Annotated in this window: 23 protein-coding genes; 15 read left to right on the forward strand and 8 right to left on the reverse strand. The window is 69.7% G+C overall.

Annotated features, from left to right (window positions below):
• The first annotated feature begins 2 nt into the window (after window positions 1–2).
• The gene (locus AC07V5_RS08700) at window positions 3–2,222 is read left to right on the forward strand and encodes a xanthine dehydrogenase family protein molybdopterin-binding subunit (RefSeq protein ID WP_495115246.1); all 2,220 of its coding nucleotides are present in this window, start codon (window positions 3–5) and stop codon (window positions 2,220–2,222) included.
• Here the strand turns inward: AC07V5_RS08700 and AC07V5_RS08705 are convergent.
• Window positions 2,219–2,434: a heavy-metal-associated domain-containing protein gene (locus AC07V5_RS08705; RefSeq protein ID WP_495115247.1), complete on the reverse strand. Its 216-nt coding sequence runs from the start codon at window positions 2,432–2,434 to the stop codon at window positions 2,219–2,221. The two genes, AC07V5_RS08700 and AC07V5_RS08705, sit on opposite strands and share 4 nt — an antisense overlap.
• 52 nt (window positions 2,435–2,486) lie before the next feature.
• On the opposite strand from AC07V5_RS08705, the gene AC07V5_RS08710 reads away from it, so the two are divergent.
• Both AC07V5_RS08710 and AC07V5_RS08715 read left to right on the forward strand, forming a co-directional pair.
• Window positions 2,487–3,041, forward strand: a complete 555-nt coding sequence (locus AC07V5_RS08710) for an NADPH-dependent FMN reductase (protein ID WP_495115248.1) — start codon at window positions 2,487–2,489, stop codon at window positions 3,039–3,041.
• Window positions 3,038–3,934, forward strand: coding sequence for a pirin family protein (locus AC07V5_RS08715; RefSeq protein WP_495115249.1), 897 nt, complete (start codon window positions 3,038–3,040; stop codon window positions 3,932–3,934). The genes AC07V5_RS08710 and AC07V5_RS08715 overlap by 4 nt, the downstream gene beginning before the upstream one ends.
• Window positions 3,935–3,945: 11 nt before the next feature.
• Here AC07V5_RS08715 and AC07V5_RS08720 read toward each other — a convergent pair whose 3' ends face one another.
• Window positions 3,946–4,740 (reverse strand): PA3715 family protein, encoded by a 795-nt coding sequence (locus AC07V5_RS08720; protein ID WP_495115250.1) that lies wholly within the window; start codon window positions 4,738–4,740, stop codon window positions 3,946–3,948.
• Complete coding sequence (locus AC07V5_RS08725) at window positions 4,737–5,756, reverse strand: ATP-binding protein (protein WP_495115251.1); 1,020 nt, start codon at window positions 5,754–5,756, stop codon at window positions 4,737–4,739. Before AC07V5_RS08725 ends, AC07V5_RS08720 begins: the two co-directional genes overlap by 4 nt.
• A 146-nt stretch (window positions 5,757–5,902) precedes the next feature.
• Between AC07V5_RS08725 and fba the strand changes: the two genes are divergently transcribed.
• From fba to AC07V5_RS08760, 7 genes are all read left to right on the forward strand, one after another.
• Window positions 5,903–6,967 (forward strand): class II fructose-bisphosphate aldolase, encoded by a 1,065-nt coding sequence (gene fba / locus AC07V5_RS08730; protein WP_495115252.1) that lies wholly within the window; start codon window positions 5,903–5,905, stop codon window positions 6,965–6,967.
• Entirely contained in the window at window positions 6,964–7,404 is a 441-nt protein-coding gene (locus AC07V5_RS08735; protein WP_495115253.1) for a gamma-glutamylcyclotransferase family protein, read from the forward strand. The genes fba and AC07V5_RS08735 overlap by 4 nt, the downstream gene beginning before the upstream one ends.
• Before the next feature lie 85 nt (window positions 7,405–7,489).
• Complete coding sequence (locus AC07V5_RS08740; RefSeq protein ID WP_495115254.1) at window positions 7,490–10,615, forward strand: PAS domain S-box protein; 3,126 nt, start codon at window positions 7,490–7,492, stop codon at window positions 10,613–10,615.
• A gap of 1 nt (window position 10,616) precedes the next feature.
• On the forward strand, window positions 10,617–10,988 hold the full coding sequence (locus tag AC07V5_RS08745) for a response regulator (protein WP_495115255.1): 372 nt from the start codon (window positions 10,617–10,619) through the stop codon (window positions 10,986–10,988).
• Between the two features lie 47 nt (window positions 10,989–11,035).
• Window positions 11,036–11,932, forward strand: coding sequence for a phosphoribosylaminoimidazolesuccinocarboxamide synthase (locus tag AC07V5_RS08750; protein WP_495115256.1), 897 nt, complete (start codon window positions 11,036–11,038; stop codon window positions 11,930–11,932).
• Window positions 11,929–13,080: a hypothetical protein gene (locus tag AC07V5_RS08755; protein WP_495115257.1), complete on the forward strand. Its 1,152-nt coding sequence runs from the start codon at window positions 11,929–11,931 to the stop codon at window positions 13,078–13,080. The genes AC07V5_RS08750 and AC07V5_RS08755 overlap by 4 nt, the downstream gene beginning before the upstream one ends.
• A 54-nt stretch (window positions 13,081–13,134) precedes the next feature.
• Window positions 13,135–14,913, forward strand: coding sequence for a serine/threonine protein kinase (locus AC07V5_RS08760; protein ID WP_495115258.1), 1,779 nt, complete (start codon window positions 13,135–13,137; stop codon window positions 14,911–14,913).
• Between the two features lie 72 nt (window positions 14,914–14,985).
• Here AC07V5_RS08760 and AC07V5_RS08765 read toward each other — a convergent pair whose 3' ends face one another.
• Window positions 14,986–15,936, reverse strand: a complete 951-nt coding sequence (locus tag AC07V5_RS08765; RefSeq protein ID WP_495115259.1) for a tetratricopeptide repeat protein — start codon at window positions 15,934–15,936, stop codon at window positions 14,986–14,988.
• A gap of 130 nt (window positions 15,937–16,066) precedes the next feature.
• Between AC07V5_RS08765 and purE the strand changes: the two genes are divergently transcribed.
• Genes purE through AC07V5_RS08785 form a run of 4 tightly spaced genes read left to right on the forward strand, consistent with a single transcriptional unit; the run spans window position 16,067 to window position 19,668 of the window.
• The gene (gene purE / locus AC07V5_RS08770; protein ID WP_495115667.1) at window positions 16,067–16,531 is read left to right on the forward strand and encodes a 5-(carboxyamino)imidazole ribonucleotide mutase; all 465 of its coding nucleotides are present in this window, start codon (window positions 16,067–16,069) and stop codon (window positions 16,529–16,531) included.
• Complete coding sequence (locus AC07V5_RS08775) at window positions 16,531–17,694, forward strand: 5-(carboxyamino)imidazole ribonucleotide synthase (protein ID WP_495115260.1); 1,164 nt, start codon at window positions 16,531–16,533, stop codon at window positions 17,692–17,694. The genes purE and AC07V5_RS08775 overlap by 1 nt, the downstream gene beginning before the upstream one ends.
• Window positions 17,694–18,680, forward strand: a complete 987-nt coding sequence (locus AC07V5_RS08780; RefSeq protein ID WP_495115261.1) for an L-threonylcarbamoyladenylate synthase — start codon at window positions 17,694–17,696, stop codon at window positions 18,678–18,680. The genes AC07V5_RS08775 and AC07V5_RS08780 overlap by 1 nt, the downstream gene beginning before the upstream one ends.
• A 25-nt stretch (window positions 18,681–18,705) precedes the next feature.
• Window positions 18,706–19,668 carry an SGNH/GDSL hydrolase family protein gene (locus tag AC07V5_RS08785; protein ID WP_495115262.1) on the forward strand — a complete coding sequence of 321 codons (963 nt, stop codon included), beginning with the start codon at window positions 18,706–18,708 and terminating at the stop codon, window positions 19,666–19,668.
• Window positions 19,669–19,687: 19 nt separating this feature from the next.
• Here AC07V5_RS08785 and AC07V5_RS08790 read toward each other — a convergent pair whose 3' ends face one another.
• Both AC07V5_RS08790 and AC07V5_RS08795 read right to left on the reverse strand, forming a co-directional pair.
• Window positions 19,688–21,430, reverse strand: a complete 1,743-nt coding sequence (locus AC07V5_RS08790) for a long-chain-fatty-acid--CoA ligase (protein ID WP_495115263.1) — start codon at window positions 21,428–21,430, stop codon at window positions 19,688–19,690.
• Between the two features lie 107 nt (window positions 21,431–21,537).
• A complete protein-coding gene (locus AC07V5_RS08795; protein ID WP_495115264.1) occupies window positions 21,538–22,215 on the reverse strand; it encodes a DUF8198 family protein in 678 nt (225 codons plus the stop codon).
• Between the two features lie 35 nt (window positions 22,216–22,250).
• Between AC07V5_RS08795 and AC07V5_RS08800 the strand changes: the two genes are divergently transcribed.
• Entirely contained in the window at window positions 22,251–23,141 is an 891-nt protein-coding gene (locus AC07V5_RS08800) for an esterase/lipase family protein (protein ID WP_495115265.1), read from the forward strand.
• Here the strand turns inward: AC07V5_RS08800 and hppD are convergent.
• On the reverse strand, window positions 23,093–24,232 hold the full coding sequence (hppD, locus tag AC07V5_RS08805) for a 4-hydroxyphenylpyruvate dioxygenase (protein WP_495115266.1): 1,140 nt from the start codon (window positions 24,230–24,232) through the stop codon (window positions 23,093–23,095). The two genes, AC07V5_RS08800 and hppD, sit on opposite strands and share 49 nt — an antisense overlap.
• A gap of 110 nt (window positions 24,233–24,342) precedes the next feature.
• On the reverse strand, window positions 24,343–25,122 hold the full coding sequence (locus AC07V5_RS08810; protein ID WP_495115267.1) for a substrate-binding periplasmic protein: 780 nt from the start codon (window positions 25,120–25,122) through the stop codon (window positions 24,343–24,345).
• Window positions 25,123–25,130 lie beyond the last annotated feature (8 nt).

Consider the following 25,130-nt stretch of genomic DNA (forward strand, 5'->3'; position numbering starts at 1 on the left):
ACATGCTGAACCCACGACGCATTGACCAGGCGATGAGTGGCGGCCTGTCCCGCCGCGCTTTCGTCACCACCACCGTCGGCGGCGCTGTCGGCCTGGCGCTGTTGCCCGGCCTGACGCACGCCCAGGCCCCCAAGCCCGGCTCCAAGCCCACCGAGCAGCCACTGGCCTTCGTCACCATCGCCAAGGACGGCACCACCACCATCCTGTGCAACCGCATGGACATGGGCCAGGGCATCGAGACGGGCCTGGCCATGATCTGTGCCGAGGAGCTGGACGCCGACTGGAGCAAGGTGCGCACCGGCTTCGGCAACCAGAAGGCCGAGTACGTGGACCCGCTGTTCGGCATCCACCTGACCGGCGGCTCCAACTCGGTGAAGAACAGCTACCAGCAGTACCGCGAGCTGGGTGCACGCACCCGCGCCATGCTGGTGGCAACGGCTGCTGAAAGCTGGGGTGTGCCCGCCTCGTCGCTGAAGGCTGAGAACGGCGTCATCACTGGCGCGGGCAAGAGCGGCGGCTACGGCGAGTTCTTCGACGCGGCCATGAAGCAGGCCGTGCCCGAGGCCGTCACGCTGAAGGATCCGAAGAACTTCAAGCTGATCGGCAAGCCCACGGGCCTGGTCGTCAGCCAGGCCAAGAGCACCGGCACCCAGGCCTACGGCATGGACGTGCAACTGCCCGGCATGGCGGTCGCCGTCATCCAGCGCCCGCCGGTCTTCAACGGCAAGATCGCCAAGCTCGACTCCAGCGAGGCGATGAAGGTCAAGGGCGTCAAGGCCGTGCTGCCGGTGGCGCTGGACCGTGGCGGCCAGGGCGTGGCCGTGGTGGCCAGCGGCTACTGGGCGGCCAAGAAGGGCCGCGATGCGCTCAAGATCGACTGGAACCTGGGCGGCCTGGCCAAGCCCGACACCGCCGCGCTGACCAAGCAGTACCTGGCCCTGGCCAAGACGCCCGGCACGCCGGCGCCCAAGCCCGAGTTCCAGGCCGACATCAGCGCCTGGAGCAAGGCGCCCAAGAAGATCACGGCGGACTTCGTCTTCCCCTACCTGAACCACGCGCAGATGGAACCGCTGGCCTGCACGGTGGACCTGAAGGCCGACCGCTGCGATTTCTATTACGCGGCCCAGATGCCCGGCATCGATGCCGGCAATCTCGCCGGCGTCGTCGGCCTCAAGCCCGAGCAGATTCAGATCAATGTGCAGATGGCCGGCGGCGGCTTCGGCCGGCGCGCCACGCCGGGCACCGAATGGCCGCGCGAGGCGGCGGCCGTGGCCGTGGCGCTGGCCCAGGCCGGCAAGCCCATGCCGGTGAAGGTGATCTGGAGCCGCGAGGACGACGTCAAGGCCGGCTATTACCGGCCCATGACTGTGCACCGCGCCGAGATCGGCTTTGACGCGACCGGCAAGATCGCCGGCTGGCAGCACCGCATCGTCAGCCAGAGCATCCTGAAGGGCTCGCCGCTGGAGGGCTTCGGCTACCAGAAGGGCGTGGACGGCACGACGACCGAGGGCATGCGCGAGCCCTACGAGTTCCCGATGAACCTCAGCGTGCACCACCCGGACGTCAACGTGCCGGTGCTGTGGTGGCGCTCGGTGGGCGCCACGCACACGGCCTATGTCATGGAGACGCTGATCGACGAGATCGCTTTCTCCACCAAGCAGGACCCGGTGGCCTACCGCATGAAGCTGATGGAGGGCAACGCCAAGGCCGACCGCCACCGCGCGGCGCTGCAGGCTGCCGTCGACAAGAGCGGTTATGGCAAGCGCAAGCTGAAGGCCGGCCAGGCCTGGGGCGTGGCGATGCACGAGAGCTTCGAGTCCGTCGTGGCCTATGTCGTCGTCGCCAGCATCAAGGGCAAGGGCAAGGACCGCCAGCCGGTGCTGCAGGAAGTGCATGCCGGCGTGCATTGCAACCTCTGCGTGAACCCCAAGGCGGTGGAGACCCAGGTGCAGGGCGCCGCCATCATGGCGCTGGCGACGACGATGCCCACGCACCGCATCACGTTCAAGGACGGTGTCGTCGAGCAGAACAACTTCTACGACATGGCCATGCCGCGCATGCCGGACTCGCCCAAGGTGATGACGGTCAGCATCGTGCCCAGCAACGACCCGCCCAAGGGCATGGGCGAGCCGGGCCTGCCAGCACTGGCACCGGCGCTCGCGAATGCGGTGGCGCGGCTGACGGGCCAGCGCCAGCGCGAGCTGCCGTTCCGCTTCGCTTAAGTCTGATTCGGGGCCGGTGCTGGCGTCGGCCGATATCCGGCCTCGGTCAGCACGGCCACCAGCGTCTCGCGGGGCAGGGCGCTGTCGACCTCGGCCGTTTTAGCCTCGCGGTCGATGTGGACGAGGGCCTGCGCGTCGGCCGCCTTCAGGGCTTCGGTGATGGCGGCGACGCAATGGCCGCAGCTCATGTCGGGCAAGGTGAATCGATACATCGTGGGGCTCCGAGGCTGGCATCATGCCCGCATCCAGGCTCGCCATCACGCCATGCACATCATTGCCCTCAGCGGCGCGCTGCGCCGCGCTTCCTACAACACGGCGCTGCTGCGCGCGGCCGTCGCGATGGCGCCCGAGGGCGTCACCATCGAGCTGCGCACGCTGCACGGCATTCCGCTGTACGACGGTGACGTCGAGGCCCAGGGCATCCCGGAGGCGGTCACAAAGCTGCGCGAAGAGATCCGCGCCGCCGATGCACTGCTGATCAGCACGCCGGAGTACAACAACGCCATTCCTGGCGTGCTGAAGAACGGGCTGGACTGGTTGTCCCGCCCCAGCGGCGAGGGCGCCAAGCTGTTCGGGGCCAAGCCCACCGGCCTGATCGGCGCGACACCCGGCGGCTTCGGCACCGTGCAGTCGCAGGACGCGCTGCTGTCCGTGCTGCGCGCCTTCGGCAACGATTTTTGGATGGGCGGGCGGTTGATGGTGTCTCGGGCCGGCACGGTCTTCGATGCCGACGGCAAGCTCGTCGACGACAAGGTGCGCGAGCAGCTCCAGAGCTTCGTCACCGGCTTCGTCAACTTCGTCGGCAAGAGGGCGGCATGAGCGTGTTCGTCGAGCGCATCACCAGCCACATCGGTGACGTTGGCGGCCTGCCTATCCAGCGTGCGCTGCCAGCCAAGGGCCGGCGCGTCATCGGCGCCTGGTGCTTTGCCGACCACGCCGGCCCGGCCACGACCGAAAAGCGCATGAACGTCGGCCCGCATCCGCACACCGGCCTGTCCACCTTCAGCTGGATGATCGAGGGCGAGATCCTGCACCGCGACAGCCTGGGCTCCGAGCAGGTGCTGCGCGCGGGCCAGGTCAACCTGATGACGGCCGGCCATGGCATCTCGCACAGCGAGGAATCGCTGTCCGACCGCATCCACCTGGCCCAGCTGTGGATCGCGCTGCCCGACGCCGAGCGCGAGCGGCCGCCCAGCTTCCAGCACTTTCCCGACCTGCCGCACGCGGCGCTGGACGAGGGCTGGGATGCGACGGTCCTCGTCGGCGAGCTGGCCGGCCAGCGCTCGCCGGTGCCCAGCTTCACGCCGCTGCTGGGCGTGGATCTGGCCGCTACCGGCCCGGCCTGCGCCACGCTGGCGCTGGACGCCGGCTTCGAGCACGGCGTGATGCTGCTGGAGGGCGAGGTGGACGTCAGCCCGGCCGGCCACGACGCGGTCGAGACCGTCACGCCGGGCACGCTGCTCTACATCGGCGCGGGCTGCGAGGCGGTCGAGCTGCGCTGTGCCGCGTCGACACGCCTGCTGCTGCTGGGCGGCCAGCCCTGGGAAGAGCCGCCGCTGCTGTGGTGGAACTTCGTCGGCCGCGAGCCGGCCGAGATGCAGGCCTGGGCGATGGACTGGGCGCGCGAAGACGGAGGGCGCTTCGGCACCGTGCAGGGCTATGTCGGCCCGCGCATCCCGGTGCCGCCGGTGCCAGCGCTCAGGAAGCCCTAGCGGGCTCGCCTTCAGCGCGGCGGCCAAGCGATGGTGCAGCAGTAGTCGTCCCAGTCGAACTGCGAGCTCTTGAGCTCGTAATGCCGGCCGTTGTAGCGGTAGACCTGCTGCTTGCGCTGCGGCCTGCGGTCGAGGGTGGCGGTCTCTGCATTGCTGTCGCGCACCACCGTGGCCGTGACACGCAGATCGTTCCAACCCTTGGGGCCTGGCGGGGCGACGGCGATGGTGCGGGTGGCGTCGTCCCACACGGCGTCGGGGCAGCTCCCCAGGCAGCCCGTGACGGCCTCTGACAGGCTCATGAAGAGGCCCAGCACCGGGCGCAAGCCGCGGCCGTCGGGCACGAACAGGGTCAGCTCGTCGCTGCGGCGGGCGTCAGCCGCTGAAGGCCCGGGGCCGGCGGCCGAGTAGCGCAGGCCCAGCGCGCGAACGCCGGGCGCCAACGCGTAGTTGGCCGTGTCCAGCCTCAGGCTGTCGCCGCCCACGTTGGTGGTGGCGTCTTCCTCGATCTCGAAACGGCGTCCGTGCAGGATGCGGTGCGTTCTCGCATCGAGCAGGGCGAGCACGCCCGTCCACTTGCGGTCATTGCCGCTGCCTCGTTCGAAGGCCATCACCGCGGCCACCACCTTGCCGTTCGACGGTGGCCAGGGCTTGCAATGAGGGCTGACGGCCTCGCCGGCGATCTCGGCCTTGGGGTTGAGGTTGCGCAGGGCGTCCTCGACTTCCGGCGCGCAGCCCGCGTCCGCGCGGGCCTGCGCGGTCCCAACCAACAGCGCACAGCACAGGGCGAGGCGCGCGGCGAACCTCATCCCGCCCGTGCGCTCTTCACCAGCGCCGCGATGCGCGGCGTCGTGTTCGTCGCCACCAGCTCCACCTGCGGGTTGGCCTTGGCGAACACGCGGAACAGTTCGTCCGTGAAGCCGTGGCCCACGTCGGTCACGCCTTCGAAGTCGATCTCGGCGCGCTTGAAGGTCGTCAGCCGCACACCCACGCGGCGGGCCTGGGCGCGTGAGTCCAGCGCCAGGCCTTCGCCGGCCAGCAGGCGCAACTGCACGCGGGTCTGGTCGAACTCGATGCCGTCGCCCTGCGTGCTCCAGGCTTCCATGATGCCGTCCAGCGTGCGCGTCGTGTTCAGCGCAATGGCCATGTAGATGGAGCTGCCCTGGCGCGGCAGGGCGCGGCCCTTTTTCCAGCCGACGCTCTCCCAGGCGCGGCGCTGGTAGGCGGTGTTGTTGGCGTGGATGTCGAACACGTCGGCCAGTTGGCTGCTGAAGAAGAGGCCGCGGCCGGTGTGGGCGTCGGGGGCGCTGGTGAGCCGCCCCTTGCTCAGCTCCAGCATGGCGTGCTGCGGGTCTTCGAGCTGGAAGGCGCTGCAGATCTTGTCGAACACACCCACGCCGTCGTCGCTGACGAGCAACTGCACATGCGTGGGCGTCTGGCGCAGCGACACGGTGACGCTGCTGCCGCCCGAGTGGTCGGCCGCGTTGTTCACGAGTTCGGTGAAACCGTGTTGCACCATGCGCTCCACGTGCTTGGGCAGCGCGAAGTGAGGTGCGAAGTCGCGCTGCCAGGGCAGGTCTTCCTGCAGGCCGTAGAGGGTGTAACTGCGGGCCACCTGGCGCAGGCTGCCGGGCGAGAACACCGGGCGGCGGCCGCTGCCGGAACGGGTCAGCCAGCCGGCATCCGTCAGGCGCTTGAGGGCGGACAGCGCGGCGCGGTGGCTGGCGCCGGTGCGCTCCTCGATATGGGCGGCCAGATCGTGCGAGTGCTCGCTGGCGGCAGCGGTGATCCAGTTGGTGAGGTGGTCGAACACCAGTCTTGTCATGACTGCGCATTGTGCTGACTACTCTCATCTATGGGGGTGGGGCATGCCCGGGACTCCATAGAATCCCCAACCAGTTACGGCGCGGTTACCAAGTACGTTGGGAGTCGCAGTCGGTCGAGATTTCTCAACTACACCGGGGACAACCCATGCCTCTCGTTTCCATGCGCCAGTTGCTGGACCACGCCGCCGAAAACGGCTACGGCATTCCAGCCTTCAACGTCAACAACCTGGAGCAAGTGCAAGCCATCATGGCTGCAGCCGACGAGGTCGGCGCTCCCGTCATCCTTCAGGCTTCGGCCGGCGCCCGCAAATACGCCGGCGAGCCCTTCATCAAGCACCTGATCCAGGCCGCGGCCGAGATGTACCCGCACATCCCGCTGGTCATGCATCAGGACCACGGCACCAGCCCCAAGGTCTGCTCCGGCGCCATCGACCTGGGCTTCGGCTCCGTGATGATGGACGGCTCGCTGATGGAAGACGGCAAGACGCCGGCCTCCTTTGAATACAACATGGAAGTGACCCGCAAGGTCGTCGAGATGGCGCACCAGGTCGGTGTCACCGTCGAGGGCGAGCTGGGCTGCTTGGGCAACCTCGAAACCGGCGAAGCCGGCGAGGAAGACGGCATCGGTGCCGAAGGCAAGCTGGACCATTCCCAGATGCTGACCGACCCCGAGGAAGCCGCCGTCTTCGTCAAGGCCACGCAGCTGGACGCGCTGGCGATCGCCATCGGCACGAGCCACGGCGCCTACAAGTTCAGCCGCAAGCCCACGGGCGACATCCTGGCCATCGGCCGCGTGAAGGAAATCCACGCGCGCATCCCCAACACCCACCTCGTCATGCACGGTTCGTCCAGCGTGCCGCAGGACCTGCTGGCCATCATCAACCAGTACGGCGGCAAGATGAAGGAGACCTTCGGCGTGCCCGTCGAGGAGATCCAGGAAGCCATCAAGCACGGCGTTCGCAAGATCAACATCGACACTGACATCCGCCTGGCGATGACGGGCGCGGTGCGCAAGTTCCTGGCCGAGAACCCCGACAAGTTCGACGCCCGCGAGTGGCTCAAGCCCGCCCGCGAAGCCGCCAAGGTCATTGCCAAGCAGCGCTACGTGGAGTTCGGCTGCGAAGGCCAGGCCGGCAAGATCAAGGGCCGCACGCTGGTCGAGATCGCCGGCGCCTACGCCCGCGGCGAGCTGGCGCAGAAGGTCCAGTGAAGACCGCAGTGACCACGGGTCACTGCTTCACCTACGGCTCGCTGATGTGGGCCGACATCATGGCCCGCGTCTGCGGCTGCGTGCTGCCGTCGGAGGCTGCGCGGCTGCACGGCTACCGCCGCCACCCGGTGCGGGGCGAGGACTACCCGGGCCTGCGCCCCGCCGAGGCCGGCGTGGTGGACGGGCGGCTGTACCGCGGCGTCGACGCTGCGGTGTGGGCGCGGCTCGATGCCTTCGAGGGCGCGGCCTACGAACGCGTGCAGGTTTCGGTGGCGTTGCCCGATGGGCGCCTCGAGGCCGCAGACGTCTACTGTTTCCGCCCCGAGCTGGTCGTGCAGTTGCTGCCCGGCGACTGGGATCCGCAGCGCTTCGAGCGCGAAGGTCGCGAGCGCTTTCTGGCGCGATACGTGGGGTTTTCACACCCGTCTGTGAGCTGACGCGCGTAGGCATTGTCAAAGCGTTAGCAGAGCGCACAATGGTCCGACAGGGTGCCTCCAAGTCAGGGCCCCAAGGAGGACAAGCATGGACGCGCTCACCAGCTTGGTGGCCCGCTCGGGATTCCTGCCGCATGGCTACTGTTTCCAGTGGTCGCCCGGCCTCCTGTGGACCATGGTCGGCGCCGACCTCGCGATCGCGCTGGCCTACTTCTCCATCCCCCTGCTCATCCTGGCCTATGCGCGCCAGCGCCCGCAGCTGAACTTCGGCGGTCTGGCCGCGCTGTTCGGTGTGTTCATCCTGGCCTGCGGCGCCACCCACGTGCTGGATGTCTGGACCATCTGGCGCCCGGACTACGCGGCGCAGGCGGCGGGCAAGGTGATCACGGCCCTTGCCTCGGTGCTGACCGCCTGGATGGCCTGGCGGCTGCTGCCGAGCCTGCTGGCCATTCCCTCGGCCCAGGAGCACAGCGAGACGCTCATCAAGCTGCAAGCCGAGGCCGGCCGGCGCCACGATGCCGAGGACGACCTGCTGGAGACCGAGCAGAGCCTGGCCACCACGCTGGCCAGCATCGACGCCGGCTTCATCACGACCGATGGCGAGGGCCGCGTGACCCGCATCAACGCTGTGGCCGAACAGCTGACCGGCTGGGTGGCCGCCGATGCCATCGGCCGTGGCGTGTGGGAGGTGTTCGACCGTGTCGGCCGCACCGACGATCTGCGTGCGCGCAACCCGGTGGACGTGGTGGCCGAGCGCGAGCGCGACGGCGTGCGCCGCCAGCAGGTGGTGTGCATCGCGCGGGACGGCCGGCGCACGCCGGTCGAGCTGCACGCCGGCCTGACCCGCCACGCCGACGGGCGCGTGCGCGGCGTCAGCATCGTCTTTCGCGACATCGGTGCGCTGACCGAGGCCGAGGCCGAGGTCCGCAGGCTGGCCGCCGTGGTCGAGTGCACGGCTGACGCCATCATCGTGAAGACCCCGGAGGGTCGCATCACCAACTGGAACGCGGCCGCCGAGCGCATGTTCGGCTACAGCGCCGCCGAGGCCGTGGGCCAGCCCGTGATGATGCTGGTGCCGCCCGAGCGCGAGGCCGAGGAGCTTCGCATCATCGACGCGCTGGCCCATGGCCGGCAGGTGCCGCCCTTCCGCACGGTGCGTGTCACCAAGGACGGCCGGCGGGTCGAGATCTCGGCCCAGGTCTCGCCGCTGCGGGACGCGAGCGGCCAGGTCGTCGGCGGCGTCAAGGCCGCACGCGACCTGACCCACCAGTGCCAGATCGAGAACGCGCTGCGCCAGAGCGAGACGCGGTTGCGCTTCGCACTCGAGTCAGCCGCACTGGGTGAATGGGAGCTGGAGCTGGGCGGCGGCAGGTTGCACCGGTCGCGCCGCTTCGACCAGTGCTTCGGCCTGACCGCCGCGACCCCCGGCGACTGGGGCCGCGAGCAGCTGTTGGAGGGGGTGCAGGCCGACGACCGCGACGCGGTGCACCAGGCGCTGGATGCGCTGCTCGACAGCAACACGCCCTGGCATGCCGAGTTCCGCGTTGTCTGGCCCGATGACAGCCTGCACTGGCTGCGCATGGATGCCCGCGTGGCGCGCGACGACAGCGGGCCGGTGCGTGTGGTGGGCATCGTCGCGGAGGTCACCGCGATGCGCACCGCCGAGCAGGCTCGCCAGCAGGCCATCTGGCTGGAGGCCGAGAACCGGCGCGCCCAGGAGTCCAGTCGGCTCAAGAGCCAGTTCCTGGCCAACATGTCGCATGAACTGCGCACGCCGCTGAACGCCGTCATCGGCTTCTCGGACCTGCTCGCCATGGGCGCCATCCCGCCCGAGTCGCCGCGGCATGTGGCGGCGCTGCAGCACATCGGCAGCAGTGGCCGCCACCTGCTGCAGATGATCAACGACGTGCTGGACCTCTCCAAGGTCGAGGCCGGCAAGCTGATATTCCGCCCCCAGACGCTGGACCTGCCCGCCCTGGTGGACGAGCAGATGGCCACGATGGCCGTGCTGGCCGAGCAGCGCGGGCTGAGCCTGGTGTCCAGCATCGCGCCCGAATTGCGCGAGTTGTATCTTGACGCCGCGCGGCTCAAGCAGGTGCTGCTGAACTACCTGTCCAACGCGATCAAGTTCACCGAACCCGGTGGCCGCGTCGAGGTGCGCGCCCTGGGCGAGGGCCCGGACCGCTGGCGGCTGGAAGTGCATGACAGCGGCATCGGCATCCAGGCGGCCGACCTGGCCCGGCTTTTCGTCGAATTCCAGCAGCTCGATGACGGCCTGGCCAAGCGCCACCAGGGCACGGGCCTGGGCCTGTCGCTGACGCGCCGCCTCGTCGAAGCCCAGGGTGGCCGCGTGGGCGTCTACAGCCAGCTCGGCGTGGGCAGCTGTTTCTACGCGGTGCTGCCGCGCCATGCGGCGGTACCCGATCCCGACCTTGCCGCAGCGCCAGGCGAGGACGACCCACGCCTGTTGGTTGCGCTGCGCGACCACCCCTGGCGCGACGGCCTGGCCCGCGAGCTGACCCATGCCGGCGTCAACACCGACACGGCCGCCAGCGCCGCCGAGGTGGTGCAGCTGACCCGCGTGCGCCACTACAGCGGCATGGCGCTGGACCTGGCCTGGCCCGACGCCTCCGGCCTGGCCATGCTGGGCGACCTGCGCGCGTCCGGCGCCTCGCGCCACACGCCCGTCAAGGCCCTGGGCTATGGCGCCGACGCAGCCACCGAGGTGACCTTCCTGGTGTCCGACGTGCTCGCCAAGCCGCTGGACCGTGCCGAGCTGGACCGCGTGCTGGCACCGCTGCGACCCTCGGGCACTGGCGGCGGCTTCACGGTGCTGGTGGTTGACGACGAGGCCTCGGCGCGCGACCTGATGTGCGCGGCCTTGTCGCAGGTGGGCGTCAACGCCGTCGCGGTGGACGGCGGCGCCGCGGCGCTGGATTGGCTGGCCAGCCATGCCGCCTCGGCCCTGGTGCTGGACCTGATGATGCCCGGCATGGATGGCTTCCAGGTGCTGCACCGGCTGCGCGGCGACCCGGCGCTGGCGGGCCTGCCCGTGGTCGTCTGGACCGCGATGAACCTGAGCGCCCGGGAGCTGGCGCAGCTCGCGGCCTCGGCGCAGGTCATCGCAAGCAAGGGCGAAGCCGGCTCGCTGGCGCAGGTGCGCGACGCGCTGCTGCACTGGGCCCGTGCCCGCAGCATGACGCGGGAGGCCTGACATGGCGCCGGCCTGCATCCTCGTCGTCGACGACCACGAACTGAACCTGCTGCTCGCCGAATGCGTGCTGGAGGCCGACGGCATGCAGGTGCTGCGTGCGCTGGATGCCGAGACGGCCCGCGCGACGCTGCGGGCGCAGCGGCCGGACCTCATCCTGCTGGACATCCAGCTGCCCGGCGTCGATGGCCTCAGCCTGGCGCGCGAGTTCAGGGACGATGCGCGTCTGGCGGGCGTGCCCGTCATCGCCTTCACGGCGCACGCGATGCACGGGGACGAGGCACGCTTTTGCGCCGCCGGTTTCGATGGCTATCTGGCCAAGCCCATCGACGTCACCCGCTTCGCGCAGCAGGTGAGAGGCTTCCTGGGCTCCTAAAATCCGCCGTTTTCCGCCTCAGCTGTGCCTGCCGCAGCCTCCTTGCCATGCCTCAAGCCCTGCTCCAGTCCTCCCTCACGTCGCTGCCCCTGCTCGGCCGCGGCAAGGTGCGCGAGAACTACGCCGTCGGCGAGGACCGCATCCTGATGGTTGCCACCGACCGCCTGTCGGCCTTCGACGTCATCATGGGCGAGCCCATCCCGGGCAAGGGTGCGCTGCTGACGAAGATGGCCCTCTTCTGGTTCGACAGGCTGCAGGGCATCGTGCCCAACCACCTGACCGGCGATGACCCGCTGAGCGCCGTCACGGCGGCTGAGCGCGACCAGGTGGCCGAGCGCTCCATGCTCGTCAAGCGCCTCAAGCCCCTGCCCATCGAGGCCGTCGTGCGCGGCTACCTGGCCGGCAGCGGCTGGGCCGAGTACCAGGCCAGCGGCAGCGTCTGCGGCGTCAAGCTGCCGGCGGGCCTGCGCAATGCCGACAAGCTGCCCGCCCCCATCTTCACGCCCGCCACCAAGGCCGAGATGGGCGACCACGACGAGAACATCTCGTTCGAGCAGGCCGCCGGCATCATCGGCGCCGACCTCGCCACCCGCGTGCGCGACATCTCCATCCAGCTCTACCAGCGCGCTGCTGATTTCGCGCTGACCAAGGGCATCATCATTGCCGACACCAAGTTCGAGTTCGGCCTGGACGCGGACGGCACCCTGACACTGATGGACGAGGTGCTGACGCCCGACTCCTCGCGCTACTGGCCGGTCGAGAGCTATGCGCCGGGCAGCAACCCGCCCAGCTACGACAAGCAGTTCGTGCGCGACTGGCTGGAGGCTGTTCGCATCGACGGCCAGCCCTGGGGCAAGACCGCGCCCGCACCGGCCCTGCCGGCCGAGGTCATCGCGCGGACCGTGCAGAAGTACGAGGAGGCGCTGCAGCGTCTTACAGCATGAGTAGCACTGGGCCGGTCAAGTTGAGGAGCCGGCTGGCGCAGCGGCTGGACGGCGAAATCGCCGCAGTCGCCTCCATGCCGGCGCGTGCCGCCGTGCTGCAGGCGCAGCGCGCCATCCTGTGGCTGCGCCATGGCCGCGAGGCCGAGGCGCGCGAGGAGCTGAACCGGCTGCAGGCCCGTGCCCTGGTGCACCCGCGCATCGAGTTGGCGGCCTGGCTGCACCTGGCCGAGGGCCTGACGGCCTACTTCAGCGCCTTTGGCGGCGGTGCTCGTGAGCGCGTGCGCCGCGCGCAGGTGATGGCCACGGCCGCCGGCCTCGGCACGCTGCAGGCGCTGTGCGACGCCTGGCTGGCGCAGATGGCTTTCGTCGACCGCGACGTCGATCGCTTCGTTGCCCATGCCACCGCCGCGCTGGCGGGCACGGCCGCCGAATCCAACCTGGCCGCCGCCTGCCGCGTCGCGTCGGCCCTGGGCATGGCCTGGGACCTCGCCATGGGAGCCCGGGACGAGACCCCCGCCTCCGGCTGGTATGCCTGGGGCCGCCGGGCTGCCAGCGCCGACGGCGATGACGCGGGCCTCGCCGCGCTGCTGTACAACCAGATGCAGATGCGCGCCCTGCGCATCCGCCACGCCGCCCTGGCCGGCGAACCCGGCGAGGCGCCGGCCGTGCTGCTGGGCGTGGACTCCATCGGGCATTTCGACGACGCCGTGGGCGGCTCGGCCCGCGCCGACCTGACGCCGCTGCTGCGCGCCCAACTGCTGACGGTGCAGGGCGACTTTGCCGCTGCCGCCGCCTTGCTCGAAGCCCACCTGCCCGAGGCGACGGCCGCTGGCCTGGCCCGCACGGGTGGCAGCCTGCTGGCCGACCTGGCTTGGTGCTGGGCCAACGGGGGGGAATCCCTGCGGGCCCGCGCCCTGGCCGATCAGGCCGCCATCGAGGTGCTGGCCGAGGACACCGCCCACTGCGACCTGGACGAATGTGCCGCGCTGCATGCCCGCCTGGCCCAGGTCTACGCCAAGCTGCATGAGAGCGGCCTGGCCGCGCGCCACGCCGACGCCGCCCAGGCCGCCTGGGGCCAGGACGCCGCCCAACGCCTGCTCTGGGCGGAGCGCCTGGACGCGGCCGGACTGCGCAGTCCACCACGCTGACGGGGCTTATCCCGGGCTGTGCTGGCGGCGAGGCTGCGTTAACCTCACCCGCCTATGACCGCCGACGCCCGCGACGAGGAACCCGTCAACGCATTACCTACCGGCACCCGCTTCGGCGAGCTGGAGATCCTGGGCACCCTGGGCGTGGGCGGCTTCGGCATCGTCTATCTCGCACGCGACCATTCGCTTGAGCGCGAGATCGCGATCAAGGAGTACATGCCCAGCCAGTTCGCGTCGCGGGACGGGCAGTCGCACGTGTCCGTGCGCTCGGTGTCGATGAAGGACACCTTCGAGCTGGGGCGGCGCAGCTTCGTCAACGAAGCCAAGCTGCTGGCGCGCTTCGACCATCCCTCGCTGCTCAAGGTCTACCGCTTCTGGGAGGCCAACGGCACGGCCTACATGGCCATGCCGCGTCTCGTTGGCCAGAACCTGCGCGAGGCACGCCGAACCCAGCCCACGCCGCCGCCCGAGGCCTGGGCGCGGCGCATCTTTGACGCCGTGCTGGGCGGCCTGGCCATCCTGCATGCGCAGCAGGTCTGGCACCGCGACGTCGCGCCCGACAACATCTTCCTGCCGGCCGACGGCGGCCCGCCCATCCTGCTGGACTTCGGCGCCGCCCGCCAGGCCATCGGCGACCGCACCCAGGTCTTCACGGCCATCCTCAAGCCCAGCTTCGCGCCCATCGAGCAATACGCCGAGTCCAACGCACTGCGCCAGGGCGCCTGGACCGATTTCTACGCACTGGCCGCGGCCATGCACGAGCTGCTGACCGGCCGCCCACCGCCGCCGGCCACGGCCCGCGCAATGGGCGACGAGCTGGCGCCGCTGCATGTCGAGGGCTATTCCCCCGCCTTCCTGGCCGGCCTGGACTGGGCGTTGCGCATGCCGCCCCACCAGCGCCCGCAGACCGCCGCCGCCTGGCGTGACGTGCTCGACGGCCGCGCCGAGGTGCCTGCCGCCCAGGCCACGGCGCCCCGGTTCGCGCCACCGGCGCCCGCCCCGGCCGAGCCGCTGGACCTGGAATTCGCCGACACCGTGCAGGGCACGCCGTCGCAGTTCGAGGAAGACTTGGGCGCCACCGTCGTCGTGCCGCTGCGCAAGAGCGCGCCGCCACCGCCGCCACCCACTCCGCCCGTCGCCGCCTCGCCGGCCCGGGCTGTGGCGGCGCCGCCGCCGCGTTCCTGGAAGGTGCCGGTGATCGCCGGCGGTGGTGTCGGCGCGCTGCTGTTGCTGGGGCTCTTCGTCATGCAGCTGCGCAGCAACCAGGCCAAATTGGAGGTGCCGCCGATCGAGCCGGCGGCCTCCGTGGCCGCCTCGGTGGCGGCTTCCGTGCCCACCACATTGGTGCCAGCACCTGTGCCCCAGCCCCAGCCCGAACCCCAGGCTGCGGTGGCCAGTGTCCCGGCCTCCCCGCCAGCGGCGATACCCGTAGCCGTCAAGGCGGCGCCTGCATCCGCCCCAGCCGTGGCGAGCACCCGCCCGGTGTCACCGCCGGCCTCGGCGCCTGCGCGCCGTGAGGCGGCGTCCAGGCCCATCACGACCGAGCGGGCGGGCGACGTCCGCCCCGTGCCGCGCAGCCCCGTGTTCGCGGCGCCCGAGCCGGCGGCGTCCAGCCCCGCCGTCATCACGCCGGCCAAGGCCGGTCCGGCATCGGCGACGGCACAGCCCTCCAACGAGCCCAAGACGGCCGACGAAGCCTGCGGCGGCCGGGTGTTGTTCGCGCGTGCCTGGTGCATTGACCGGCAGTGCGAAAAGCCGATTTATCGCAACGACCCGGAATGCGTGCGGCTGCGCGACATCCGCGGCAATCGCGGCAACAACGGCGTGCCCTGAGGCGGGGTCGGAGCTGCCGGCAGCTCCGGGCGGCTCAAGCCGGCGGCCGACCCGCCCGGCGTGAATCACGCATCAGAACAAGGCCATCGACAGTTTGCGGCGATAGCTGTCGATCAGCGGGTCGCTGTGCACCACGGCAGCCTTGCCCGTCAGCTCCAGGGCCCCCGCCTTGGCTTCGGCCGCGGGCTTGGGCGCCGGCTTGGTCAGCAGCTCCAGGATGGCGACGTAGGCCTTGCGCGCGGCCTGGTCCATCCAGGCCTTGTCGCGCATGATGATTTCCAGCAGCTCGTCCATGGCTTCGGTGAAGCGCTGGCCGGCCAGATGCGTCTGGGCCAGGGCGAAGCGCGCGTCGAAGTCGCGCTTGTTGGCGGCAATGGCAGCCTGCAAGGCGGCCGGGTCGGCGCCGGCGGCGGCCTCGAAGGCGGTCAGCCAGGTGGCCAGGGCGGCCAGGCGGGGCGACGGCGTCAGCGTGTCGGCGGCCTTGGCGGCCACGGGCGCGAAGGCCTCGCGGGCCTCGTCCACCAGGCCCAGCTCCAGCAACGCCTTCACGTAGTCGAAGCGTGCGCCGTCGTTGGCCGGGTCGGTCTGCACGGCGTGGGCCAGCTTGCCCAGAGCGGCTTCCAGGTCACCCTCGGCCATCAGGTCTTGGGCCTCGGCCACGTCGGCTTCGGCTTCCAGCATCTCGCCGGGCGGCACATGCTTGTCCAGGAACTCGCGGATCTGCACCTCGGGGATGGCGCCGACAAAGCCGTCCACCGGCTGGCCGCCGACAAACATCACGCAAAAAGGAATGGAGCGCACGCCGAACATCTGGCTGAGCTGCGTCGCGATCTCGGGCACCTCGTCGCTGTTGAGCTTGGCCAGCGTGAAGCGGCCGGCGTAGGCGGTCTCCAGCTTCTCCAGCATGGGGCCCAGCGTGCGGCAGGGGCCGCACCAGGGCGCCCAGATGTCCAGCAGCACGGGCTGCTGCTGGGAGGCGGTGATCAGTTCGGCTTCGAAGTTCTGGAGGGTGATGTCGATCATGGCGGACAGGAGATTGGGCCCGAGCGGGAGGTTGAGCCTCGGCTTCTACAATTCAAGGCTTTCCTGAGCCCCGGAGCGTGCCTTGCCTATCTCAGCCCCCTTGAACCCGGATGCCGTCATCGGCATCGTCATGGGCTCCAGCAGCGACTGGGAAACGATGAAGCAAGCGGCCGAGATTCTGACCGAGTTCGGTGTCGCCTTCGAGGCGAGGGTCGTGTCGGCCCACCGCATGCCCGACGAGATGTTCGCCTACGCCGAGGCCGCATCCGGCCGCGGCTTGAAGGCCATCATCGCCGGCGCCGGCGGCGCAGCCCATCTGCCGGGCATGCTGGCGGCCAAGACGACGGTGCCCGTGCTGGGCGTGCCGGTCGCGAGCCGGCACCTGCAGGGCGTCGATTCGCTGCATTCCATCGTGCAGATGCCCAAGGGCATCCCGGTCGCGACTTTTGCCATCGGCAACGCTGGCGCGGCGAATGCGGCGCTGTTCGCGGTGGCCATGCTGGCCACGGGTGATGCGGCGCTGCTGGCCAAGCTGAATGCCTTCCGCACCAAACAGACCGAAGTCGCTCGCGCGATGAGCGAGGACCTGCGCTGATGACCCCCCTGCTCCCCGGCGCCGCGACCCTCGGCGTCCTTGGCGGTGGCCAGCTCGGCCGCATGTTCGTGCACGCCGCCCAGGCCCTGGGCTATCGCTGCATCGTGCTGGACCCGGACGCCATCAGCCCGGCCGGCGCGGTGGCCGAAAAGCACATCAAGGCCGACTACCTGGATTCCTTCGGCCTGGCCCAGCTGGCGCGCGACTGCGACGCGATCACGACCGAGTTCGAGAACGTGCCGGCGCTGGCGCTGGAGACGCTGGCCGGCATGCGTGTCGTCGCGCCGTCGGGGGCCTCGGTCGCCGTCTGCCAGGACCGCGCCGTCGAGAAGGCGCATTTCGAGTCGGCCGGTGTGCCCTGCGCGCCGCATGCCGTCATCACGAACGAGATCGAGCTGGCGGCCGTCGACCCGGCGCTGCTGCCAGGCATCCTGAAGACCAGCCGCATGGGCTATGACGGCAAGGGCCAGGTGCGCGTGGCCAGCCCCGCCGAGCTGGCCGAGGCTTGGGAAGGGCTGAAGCGCGTGCCCTGCGTGCTGGAGCAGCTGCTGCCGCTGAAATTCGAGCTGAGCGTGCTGGTGGCGCGCGGCGCGGACGGGCAAATCGTCAACTTCCCCGTCCAGCAGAACCTGCACCGCGGCGGCATCCTGGCCGTCACCGAGGTGCCGGCGCCGGACGTGCCGGCCGAGGTGGAGAAGCTGGCCGTCAACGCCGCTCGCCAGGTGGCCGAGGCGCTGAGCTACGTCGGCGTGCTGTGCATCGAGTTCTTCTGGCTGGAAGATGGCCGCCTCGTCGTCAACGAGATGGCGCCGCGCCCGCACAACTCCGGCCACTGGACGATGAACGGCGCCGACGTGTCGCAGTTCGAGCTGCAGGTGAGGGCGCTGGCCGGCCTGCCGCTGCCCGAGCCGCGCCAGCATTCGGCCAGCGTCATGCTGAACCTGCTGGGCGACCTGTGGTTCAACGACGACGGTGGCCCGACGCCCCCGGCCTGGGACCGCGTGCTGGCCCTGCCGGGCACGCATCTGCACCTCTACGGCAAGACCGAGGCGCGCCATGGCCGCAAGATGGGCCACTTGAACATCACGGCCGAGACGCCTTCAGGCGCGCACGACGTTGCCTTGCAGGCCGCCGCCATCCTGGGTCTGCCGACCGATTTCTGATGTTGTTGTTGCCCGGTCACGACCCCGAAGCCGTGCAGGCCGCCGCGCGCCGGCTGGCTGACGGCGAACTGCTGGGCCTGCCGACCGAGACCGTCTACGGCCTCGCCGCGCGGGCCGACAGTGACGAGGCCGTCGCCAAGATCTTTGCCGCCAAGGGCCGGCCGAGCGACCACCCGCTGATCGTCCATGTGCTGGACGTTGCTGGCGCCGAACCCTTTGCCGACCACCTGCCCGCCACCGCGCGCCGGCTGATGGACGTTTTCTGGCCCGGGCCGCTGACCGTCATCGTGCCGCGCAGGGCCGGCATGGCCGAGGCCGCGGCCGGTGGCCATGCGACGGTGGCGCTGCGCTCGCCCGCCCACCCGGTCGCCCGCGCCGTGCTGGCCGCGGCGCGCGAGCTGGGGGTCGACGGCGTGGCTGCACCGAGCGCCAACCGCTTCGGCCGCGTCAGCCCGACGCTGGCCCGGCATGTCGTCGAGGAATTCGGCCCCGAGCTGATGGTGCTGGACGGCGGTGCCTGCGAGGTCGGCATCGAGTCCAGCATCGTCGACTGCAGCCGCGAGCGCCCTGCGCTGCTGCGCCCCGGCCTCATCAGCCGCGCCCGCATCGAGAGCGCGCTTGGCGAGCCGCTGGCCGAAGCCGATGCCGCGGCGCCCAAGGCCTCGGGCACGCTGGCCGCCCACTACGCGCCGAGCGCCCGCGTGCGCCTGCTGGACGCCGACGCATTGGCTTTACGTTTGGCCACAGTGGCCGCCAGCGGGGCCCTGGAAGGGGTGGCGGTATATTCACGCGCCCAGTTGCCGGCGTGGCGCTGGCAGGCCCTGCCGGCCGACCCGGCGGCAGCGGCCCACGAATTGTTTGCGGTGCTGCGGGCCTTGGATGCGGCCGGCGCCCGTGAGATCTGGGTCGAGGCGCCCCCGCGTGCCCCGGCCTGGGATGGCGTGCGCGACCGGCTCAGCCGGGCCGCCGCCGCCTTCACCGATTGAGTTTTCCTGTCCTGAGTTGATCGTCATGCAACGTGTTGTCTCCCAGAATCTGAAGCGCGGCCTGGCCCTGGCCACGGTTGCAGCGGCCGCGCTGATCGCCGGCTGCGGCGGCGGCAGCACCCAGCAGATCGACCCCTTCGCGCCAACCCGCGTCATTGCCTTTGGCGACGAAAGCGGCGCCATCCTGCAAAGCGGCAAGAAGTACACGATCAACGGCCTGAACGCCGATACCAAGCTGGTGGACTGCAAGCTCAGCCCGGTCTGGAGCCAGACGCTGGCCACCACCGCCTTCGGCTTCGTCTACTCGCAGTGCAACAGCGACTTCGTCGCGCTGCCCCAGGGCATCATGTATGCGGCGGTTGGCGTCAAGGTCGCCGACGTGCGCGACAAGATCGACCAGCATCTGTCCAACGACCGCTTCGGCCCCAAGGACATCGTGGGCATCATGGTCGGCGTCAACGACATCGTGGAGCTCTACCGCCAGTTCCCGGCGCAAAGCCGCGACTCGCTGATCAACGAGGCCAAGGCGCGCGGCAAGCTGCTGGCCGACCAGGTCAACCGCATCGCCAAGGCCGACGGCCGCGTGGTGGTGAGCACCATCTTCGACGTTGGCCTGACGCCCTTCGGCCAGAAGGAAAAGCAGCAGCAGACCGACATCGACCGCGCCATCTTCCTGGACGAGCTGAGCTCGGCCTTCAACACGGCGCTGCGCCTGAACCTGATCAATGACGGCCGCCTGATCGGCCTGGTGCTGGTGGATGAGCGAGTCCAGCAGATCGCGCGCTTCCCGGCGGCGTTCGGCTACACCAACGTCACGCAGGCTGCCTGCCGCTCCGATGTCGCGCCGCAGGACTGCACGACCGAGACCCTGGTGGCCGATGCCAGCGCGACGCAGTGGATGTGGGCCGGTGACACGCTGATGGGCCCGTCGGTGCAGACCGAGGTGGGCAAGTTGTTCCTGCAGCGCGCCAGGAACAACCCGTTCTAAGGCCTGAGGCGACCGCCGCTCAGGCGGTCGTCGTGCGCAATTCGCGGCGCAGGATCTTGCCGACGTTGCTCTTGGGCAGCTCGTCGCGGAACTCGATGAACTTGGGCCGCTTGTAGGCGGTCATCTGCGCCGTGCAGTAGCTCGCCAGGTCTTCCTCGGCCAGGGCTGGGTCGCTCTTCACGACGAACAGCTTCACCGCCTCGCCCGACTTCGCGTCCGGCACGCCGATGGCGGCGCACTCCAGCACGCCCGGGTGCATGTTGACGACCTGCTCGATCTCGGTCGGGTACACGTTGAAGCCGCTGACCAGGATCATGTCCTTCTTGCGGTCGACGATGCGCACATAGCCGCGCTCGTCCATGATGCCGATGTCGCCCGTCTTGAAGTAGCCGTCGGCGCACATGACGTTGGCCGTCTCGTCCGGGCGCTTCCAGTAGCCGGCCATGACCTGCGGGCCGCGGATGCAGATCTCGCCGCGCTCGCCGATGGCGACGTCCCGGCCATCGTCGTCGCGGATGGCGATCTCGGTGGACGAGATGGGCAGGCCGATGCTGCCATTGAAGGCGCGTTGGTCCAGCGGGTTGATGGTGGCGGCCGGCGCAGTCTCGGACAGGCCATAGCCCTCGACGACCGGGCAGCCGGTGACCTTCAGCCATTTCTCGGCCGTGGCCTGCTGCACGGCCATGCCGCCGCCGTTGGAGATGACCAGCTCGGAGAAGTCCAGCCGCGAGAAACCGGGCTCGTTGGCGAGCGCATTGAAGAGCGTGTTGACGGCCGGGAAGATGTGGATCTTGTGGCCGCGCAGCGTCTCGATGAAGCCGGGGATGTCACGCGGGTTGGGCACCAGGATGTTGAGATGACCCATGCGGGCGCCCAGCATGAAGCAGGCTGTCAGCGCGAAGATGTGATACAGCGGCAGCGCGCAGACATTGGTGAACTGCATGTTCTGGTCGGGCAGCTTGGCCAGCATGGGCTGGAACCAGGCCTCGACCTGCAGGATGTTGGCGACGATGTTGCGGTGCAGCAGCGTGGCGCCCTTGGACACGCCGGTGGTGCCGCCGGTGTACTGCAGGAAGGCGACGTCGTCGGGGCCCAGTTCGGGCTTCTTCAGGTGCAGCCGCTCGCCGTGGCTCAGCGCCTCGTTGAAGCGCACGACGGTGCGGCCCTCGCCGGTCGGCAGGCGGAACTCCGGCACCATCTTCTTCAGGTGGCGCACGGCGAAATTGATCAGCGGGCCCTTCCACCAGTTCAGCAGATCGCCCATGGAGGCGAGCACGACGTGCTTCACGTCGGTCGCTGAGATGACCTCGGACAGCGTGTGCGCGAAGTTCTCCAGCACGACGATGGCGCGCGCGCCCGAGTCCTTGAGCTGGTGCTCCAGTTCGCGCGGCGTGTACAGCGGGTTCACGTTCACGACGACGAAGCCCGCGCGCAGGATGGCGGCGATGGCCACGCCGTACTGCAGCAGGTTGGGCATCATGATCGCGACGCGGTCCCCCTGCTTCAGCCCCTGCGCCTGCAGCCAGGCGCCGAGCTGCAGCGACAGCTGGTCGATCTCGGCGAAGCGCATGCGCTGGCCCATGCAGATGGCGGCGTCGCGCTGGGCGTGCTTGCGGAAGGCTTCGTTGAGCAGGTCCACCAGCGAGCCGTAGACGCCGGTGTCGATGCGGGCCGGCACGCCGGCCGGATAGCTGGCCAGCCACGGCTTGTCACGGGAGCTCAGGACGGGGGCGTCATCAACGGCGGCAACGGCAGCATTCATCGGCGGGCCTCGGCGGGAGAAGGTCGCTGATCTTGGGTGGCGGCGTGTCCCCCGCCTAGGGGACTTGCCCTACGTCGCGGCGGTGACAAGGCCGCCCGACGGCGCTTTCAGGCGCCGTTGAAGAGGGCGCGAGCCAGCGTGTCCTCGCGGTCCTTCACGGTGGCCAGGAACTCGCCCGCCCCACGCATCGCGCGGAAGGTATCGAAGCCACTTTCCAGAAAACTCTGCAGCGCACCCAGGCCCGCCATCTGCGCCGGGCCGCGCATCAGCCTCAGCGTCTGGCGCAGCAGCGGCTTGCGGGTCAGCTTGTCGAGCGACTCGCCGACCGACATCGTCAACTCGATCTGCCGCTGGCGCGAGGCCGGCTCGCCGCAGGCCCGCCAGGCGATGCCGTACTCGGCGGGCGTGATGTCGGGCGACAGCAGGTGGTCGGCCATGCGCGTGTCCAGCCGCTCGGACAGCGCGTGCAGGCGCGCCAGCTTGGCGACGGTGTCCACCACTTCCTCAGGGAAGAGGCGGGTCAGCGTCGGGATGACGCGGGCGAACTGGGCGTCGCGCTGGCGGTAGTCGTCGGGGCCGTAGAGCTCGTGCAGGAAGAAGCGCGTGGCGGCTTCGTAGCGCGGGTTGGCGAGCAGGTCGGTGTAGGTCTGCGCGAACCGGCGCTGCTGGAAGCTCTTGAGCGCCTGCACGCGAGCCTCGAGCGCCGGGTCGGCCGCACGGCGCGCGCGTTCGGCGTCGACGGCGCGCAGTTCCTTCAGCAGGGATTCGGCACTCAGTTCATCCATGGAGTGGCGGAATTCTGCCCGCTTAGACTGCACCGATGAATGGGAGGCTGCAGAGGATCTGGATCGTCGTGCGCTTGGTGCTTGCGCTGGCGGTGGGTTGGTGCGCCGGCTGGGCCTGGGGCTTGCTGACGCTTTGCCTGCAGTCTGCCGTGCTGAGCTTCGGTTTCGTGCAGCTGCGCTGGGTGAACCGGCCGGCGCCGACCTGGGGGCAGCTGCTGCGGGCCTGGAGCCGCGAGGTCGTCGCCAGCGAGCTGGCCTTCTCCTGGCGCCAGCCCTGGCGCGAATGGGCCGAGCCCGACCATCTGCCGGCCGGTGCCCAGACCGGCGTGCTGCTGGTGCATGGCTTTTCCTGCAACCGTGGGCGCTGGAACGGCTGGATGAAGAAGCTGCGCGGGCAGGGCGTGGCATTTGTGGCGCCGTCGATGGAGCCGGCCTTCGGCAGCATCGACGACTATGCCGACGAGTTGGAGGCCGGCGTTCAACAGTTGAAGGCGTTGACCGGCCGCATGCCGGTGCTCTGCGCCCACAGCATGGGCGGCCTGGCGCTGCGGGCCTGGTGGCGCAAGTACGGCAGCGGTCACGCGCCGCCGCGCGCCATCACGCTGGGTTCACCCCACCAGGGCACGCGCATGGCGGCCATGGGCATCGGCGTCAATGCGGGCCAGATGCGCCAGGGCACCGCCTGGCTGGCCGAGCTGCCGGGGCTGCCCGACGTGGACTGCTTCTGGACGCCCTGCGACCAGGTCGTCAACCCGGCCGAGACGGCCATCCTGCGCGGCTCACGCGCGCACCGGCTGGATGGCGTCGGCCACATGGGCCTCGTCCATTCGGACGAGGCCTGGGACTGTCTTCAAGAGGCCCTGCGGGCCTCGGGCCTTCAGACGGCCTTGGCCGGCTCGTCCTTGAGTACACCGCGGCGGATCTGATCCAGCTCGATGCTCTCGAACAGGGCCTTGAAGTTGCCCTCGCCGAAGCCCTCGTTGCCCTTGCGCTGGATCAACTCGAAGAAGATCGGGCCGATCACTTCCTTGGTGAAGATCTGCAGCAGCAGCTCGTCGTCCACGCCCATGTGGGTGGCGCCGTCGATCAGGATGCGCAGGCGGCGCAGTTCGGCGAGGTTCTCGCCGTGGCCGGGCAGGCGCTTGTCGATCAGGTCGAAATAGGTGTCGATGGTGTCCTGGAACGCCACGCCCGTGCTCTTCATGCCCTCGACCGAGGCATAGATATCGGTCGTGCCCAGCGCCACGTGCTGGATGCCTTCACCGTGGTACAGGTCCAGGTACTCGGCGATCTGGCTCTTGTCGTCGCTGCTCTCGTTGATCGGGATGCGGATCTTGCCGCAGGGGCTGGTCATGGCCTTGCTCTTCAGGCCGGTCAGCTTGCCCTCGATGTCGAAGTAGCGCACCTCGCGGAAGTCGAAGAAGCGCTCGTAGAACTCCGACCATTCCTTCATGCGGCCACGGAAGACGTTGTGCGTCAGGTGGTCGATCTCGGTCAGGCCGTGGCCCACCGGGTTCGGGTCCACCGGCTGGCCTTGCGCATCCAGCATGGGCACGAAGTCCACGTCGTAGATCGAGATGTTGCCGATGGCGCCGGCGGCCGCGCCACCCTTGCCTTGCCAGCGGTCGACGAAATAGATCAGCGAGTCGCCGATGCCCTTGATGGCCGGGATATTCAGCTCCATCGGGCCGGCCTTGTTGTCGAAGCCCCAGGCGCCCAGCTCCAGCGCGCGCTTGTAGGCGTGGCCGGCGTCCTGCACGCGGAAGGCGATGGCGCAGATCGACGGGCCGTGCAGGCGCGCGAAGCGCTGCGCGAACGAGTCGCTCTCGGCGTTGATGATGAAGTTGACGCCGCCCTGGCGATACAGCGTCACGTTCTTGTGACGGTGCTTGGCCACGGCCTTGAAGCCCATGGTCAGGAACAGCGCGCCCAGGCCGGCCGGGTCCGGCGCGGCGAACTCGATGAACTCGAAACCATCGGTGCCCATCGGGTTGTCCCAGGGGGTGAACTTGGCCATGCTTGCCTCGCGTCGGAATGCTGGAGAAGTTGAAAATTCTGCGGCGTATCGCCCGCAGGTTTCATGCAAATCTTGGCGCCAGCTCTGCGCTACACGCAGGATTCATGCGTCTATTGCGGTGGCGGCGCCGGCCATTCCGGTAATCCGTAGCTGGCCAGGATGGCTTTGAGCCGCCCGCTCCTGCGCAGCTTCAGCATGCCGTCGCTGAAGACGCGGGCGTAGTCCTGCGCCTTGGGGCTCTTGGGCGAGATCGCCATGTAGGCATAGCTGGGCGCTTCGCAGCCGGCCGAGCGCGCGGCCAGCGCGGGGTGGCGCTGGACGGTGTAGGCGACGAGGTTTTCTTCCTCGATGAAAGCGTCCATGCGGCCGAGCTGCAGGCGGCGCAGCATGCGCTCGGTGAGGCCGTCGCCGGTGTTGACCTCGAAGCGCTTGGGCGCCGCCTTGATCGCCGCGTCCAGCGCCGCACCGTAGGAGTAGTCGCGGATGACGCCGATGCGCCCCAGCTCGGCCAGGCTCGGCACACCGCGGTAGGTCCAGCGGCTGTCTGAGACGACGTAGACGCAGTAGCGGTTGCGCGAGATCGGCTGCTCGGGGAAGACGAAGTCCGGCGCTTCCTCGCGGAAGGTGGAGGGCGTGGCCGTGTAGGTGCCGGCGCGCACATCGAGCAGAGCACGGCTGTAGTTCTCGTTGACGAGGCGCACGCTGTGGCCGGCGGCCGTGAAGATCGCGCGCACGATGTCCACCGTGAAGCCCTCCTGCGCGGCGCCGGCCTTGCAGCTGAAGGGGCACCAGTAGTCGGGGGAGGCCAGCACGATCTCGTCCGCCCGTGCCAATGGCGCGGCGGCGAACAGCAGCAAGGCCGCCAGGTGTCTGAGCAGGGGAGGGGTCACGGGCTCTA

Source organism: Roseateles sp. GW821-FHT02E12, from assembly GCF_059421665.1.

What these genes read in the sequence shown, in the direction of transcription:
- AC07V5_RS08700 (WP_495115246.1), top strand. Translation starts at nt 3, where the DNA reads ATGCTGAACCCACGACGCATTGACCAGGCGATGAGTGGCGGCCTGTCC.
- AC07V5_RS08705 (WP_495115247.1), bottom strand. Translation starts at nt 2,434, where the DNA reads ATGTATCGATTCACCTTGCCCGACATGAGCTGCGGCCATTGCGTCGCC.
- AC07V5_RS08710 (WP_495115248.1), top strand. Translation starts at nt 2,487, where the DNA reads ATGCACATCATTGCCCTCAGCGGCGCGCTGCGCCGCGCTTCCTACAAC.
- AC07V5_RS08715 (WP_495115249.1), top strand. Translation starts at nt 3,038, where the DNA reads ATGAGCGTGTTCGTCGAGCGCATCACCAGCCACATCGGTGACGTTGGC.
- AC07V5_RS08720 (WP_495115250.1), bottom strand. Translation starts at nt 4,740, where the DNA reads ATGAGGTTCGCCGCGCGCCTCGCCCTGTGCTGTGCGCTGTTGGTTGGG.
- AC07V5_RS08725 (WP_495115251.1), bottom strand. Translation starts at nt 5,756, where the DNA reads ATGACAAGACTGGTGTTCGACCACCTCACCAACTGGATCACCGCTGCC.
- fba (WP_495115252.1), top strand. Translation starts at nt 5,903, where the DNA reads ATGCCTCTCGTTTCCATGCGCCAGTTGCTGGACCACGCCGCCGAAAAC.
- AC07V5_RS08740 (WP_495115254.1), top strand. Translation starts at nt 7,490, where the DNA reads ATGGACGCGCTCACCAGCTTGGTGGCCCGCTCGGGATTCCTGCCGCAT.
- AC07V5_RS08745 (WP_495115255.1), top strand. Translation starts at nt 10,617, where the DNA reads ATGGCGCCGGCCTGCATCCTCGTCGTCGACGACCACGAACTGAACCTG.
- AC07V5_RS08750 (WP_495115256.1), top strand. Translation starts at nt 11,036, where the DNA reads ATGCCTCAAGCCCTGCTCCAGTCCTCCCTCACGTCGCTGCCCCTGCTC.
- AC07V5_RS08755 (WP_495115257.1), top strand. Translation starts at nt 11,929, where the DNA reads ATGAGTAGCACTGGGCCGGTCAAGTTGAGGAGCCGGCTGGCGCAGCGG.
- AC07V5_RS08760 (WP_495115258.1), top strand. Translation starts at nt 13,135, where the DNA reads ATGACCGCCGACGCCCGCGACGAGGAACCCGTCAACGCATTACCTACC.
- AC07V5_RS08765 (WP_495115259.1), bottom strand. Translation starts at nt 15,936, where the DNA reads ATGATCGACATCACCCTCCAGAACTTCGAAGCCGAACTGATCACCGCC.
- purE (WP_495115667.1), top strand. Translation starts at nt 16,067, where the DNA reads ATGGGCTCCAGCAGCGACTGGGAAACGATGAAGCAAGCGGCCGAGATT.
- AC07V5_RS08775 (WP_495115260.1), top strand. Translation starts at nt 16,531, where the DNA reads ATGACCCCCCTGCTCCCCGGCGCCGCGACCCTCGGCGTCCTTGGCGGT.
- AC07V5_RS08780 (WP_495115261.1), top strand. Translation starts at nt 17,694, where the DNA reads ATGTTGTTGTTGCCCGGTCACGACCCCGAAGCCGTGCAGGCCGCCGCG.
- AC07V5_RS08785 (WP_495115262.1), top strand. Translation starts at nt 18,706, where the DNA reads ATGCAACGTGTTGTCTCCCAGAATCTGAAGCGCGGCCTGGCCCTGGCC.
- AC07V5_RS08790 (WP_495115263.1), bottom strand. Translation starts at nt 21,430, where the DNA reads ATGAATGCTGCCGTTGCCGCCGTTGATGACGCCCCCGTCCTGAGCTCC.
- AC07V5_RS08795 (WP_495115264.1), bottom strand. Translation starts at nt 22,215, where the DNA reads ATGGATGAACTGAGTGCCGAATCCCTGCTGAAGGAACTGCGCGCCGTC.
- AC07V5_RS08800 (WP_495115265.1), top strand. Translation starts at nt 22,251, where the DNA reads ATGAATGGGAGGCTGCAGAGGATCTGGATCGTCGTGCGCTTGGTGCTT.
- hppD (WP_495115266.1), bottom strand. Translation starts at nt 24,232, where the DNA reads ATGGCCAAGTTCACCCCCTGGGACAACCCGATGGGCACCGATGGTTTC.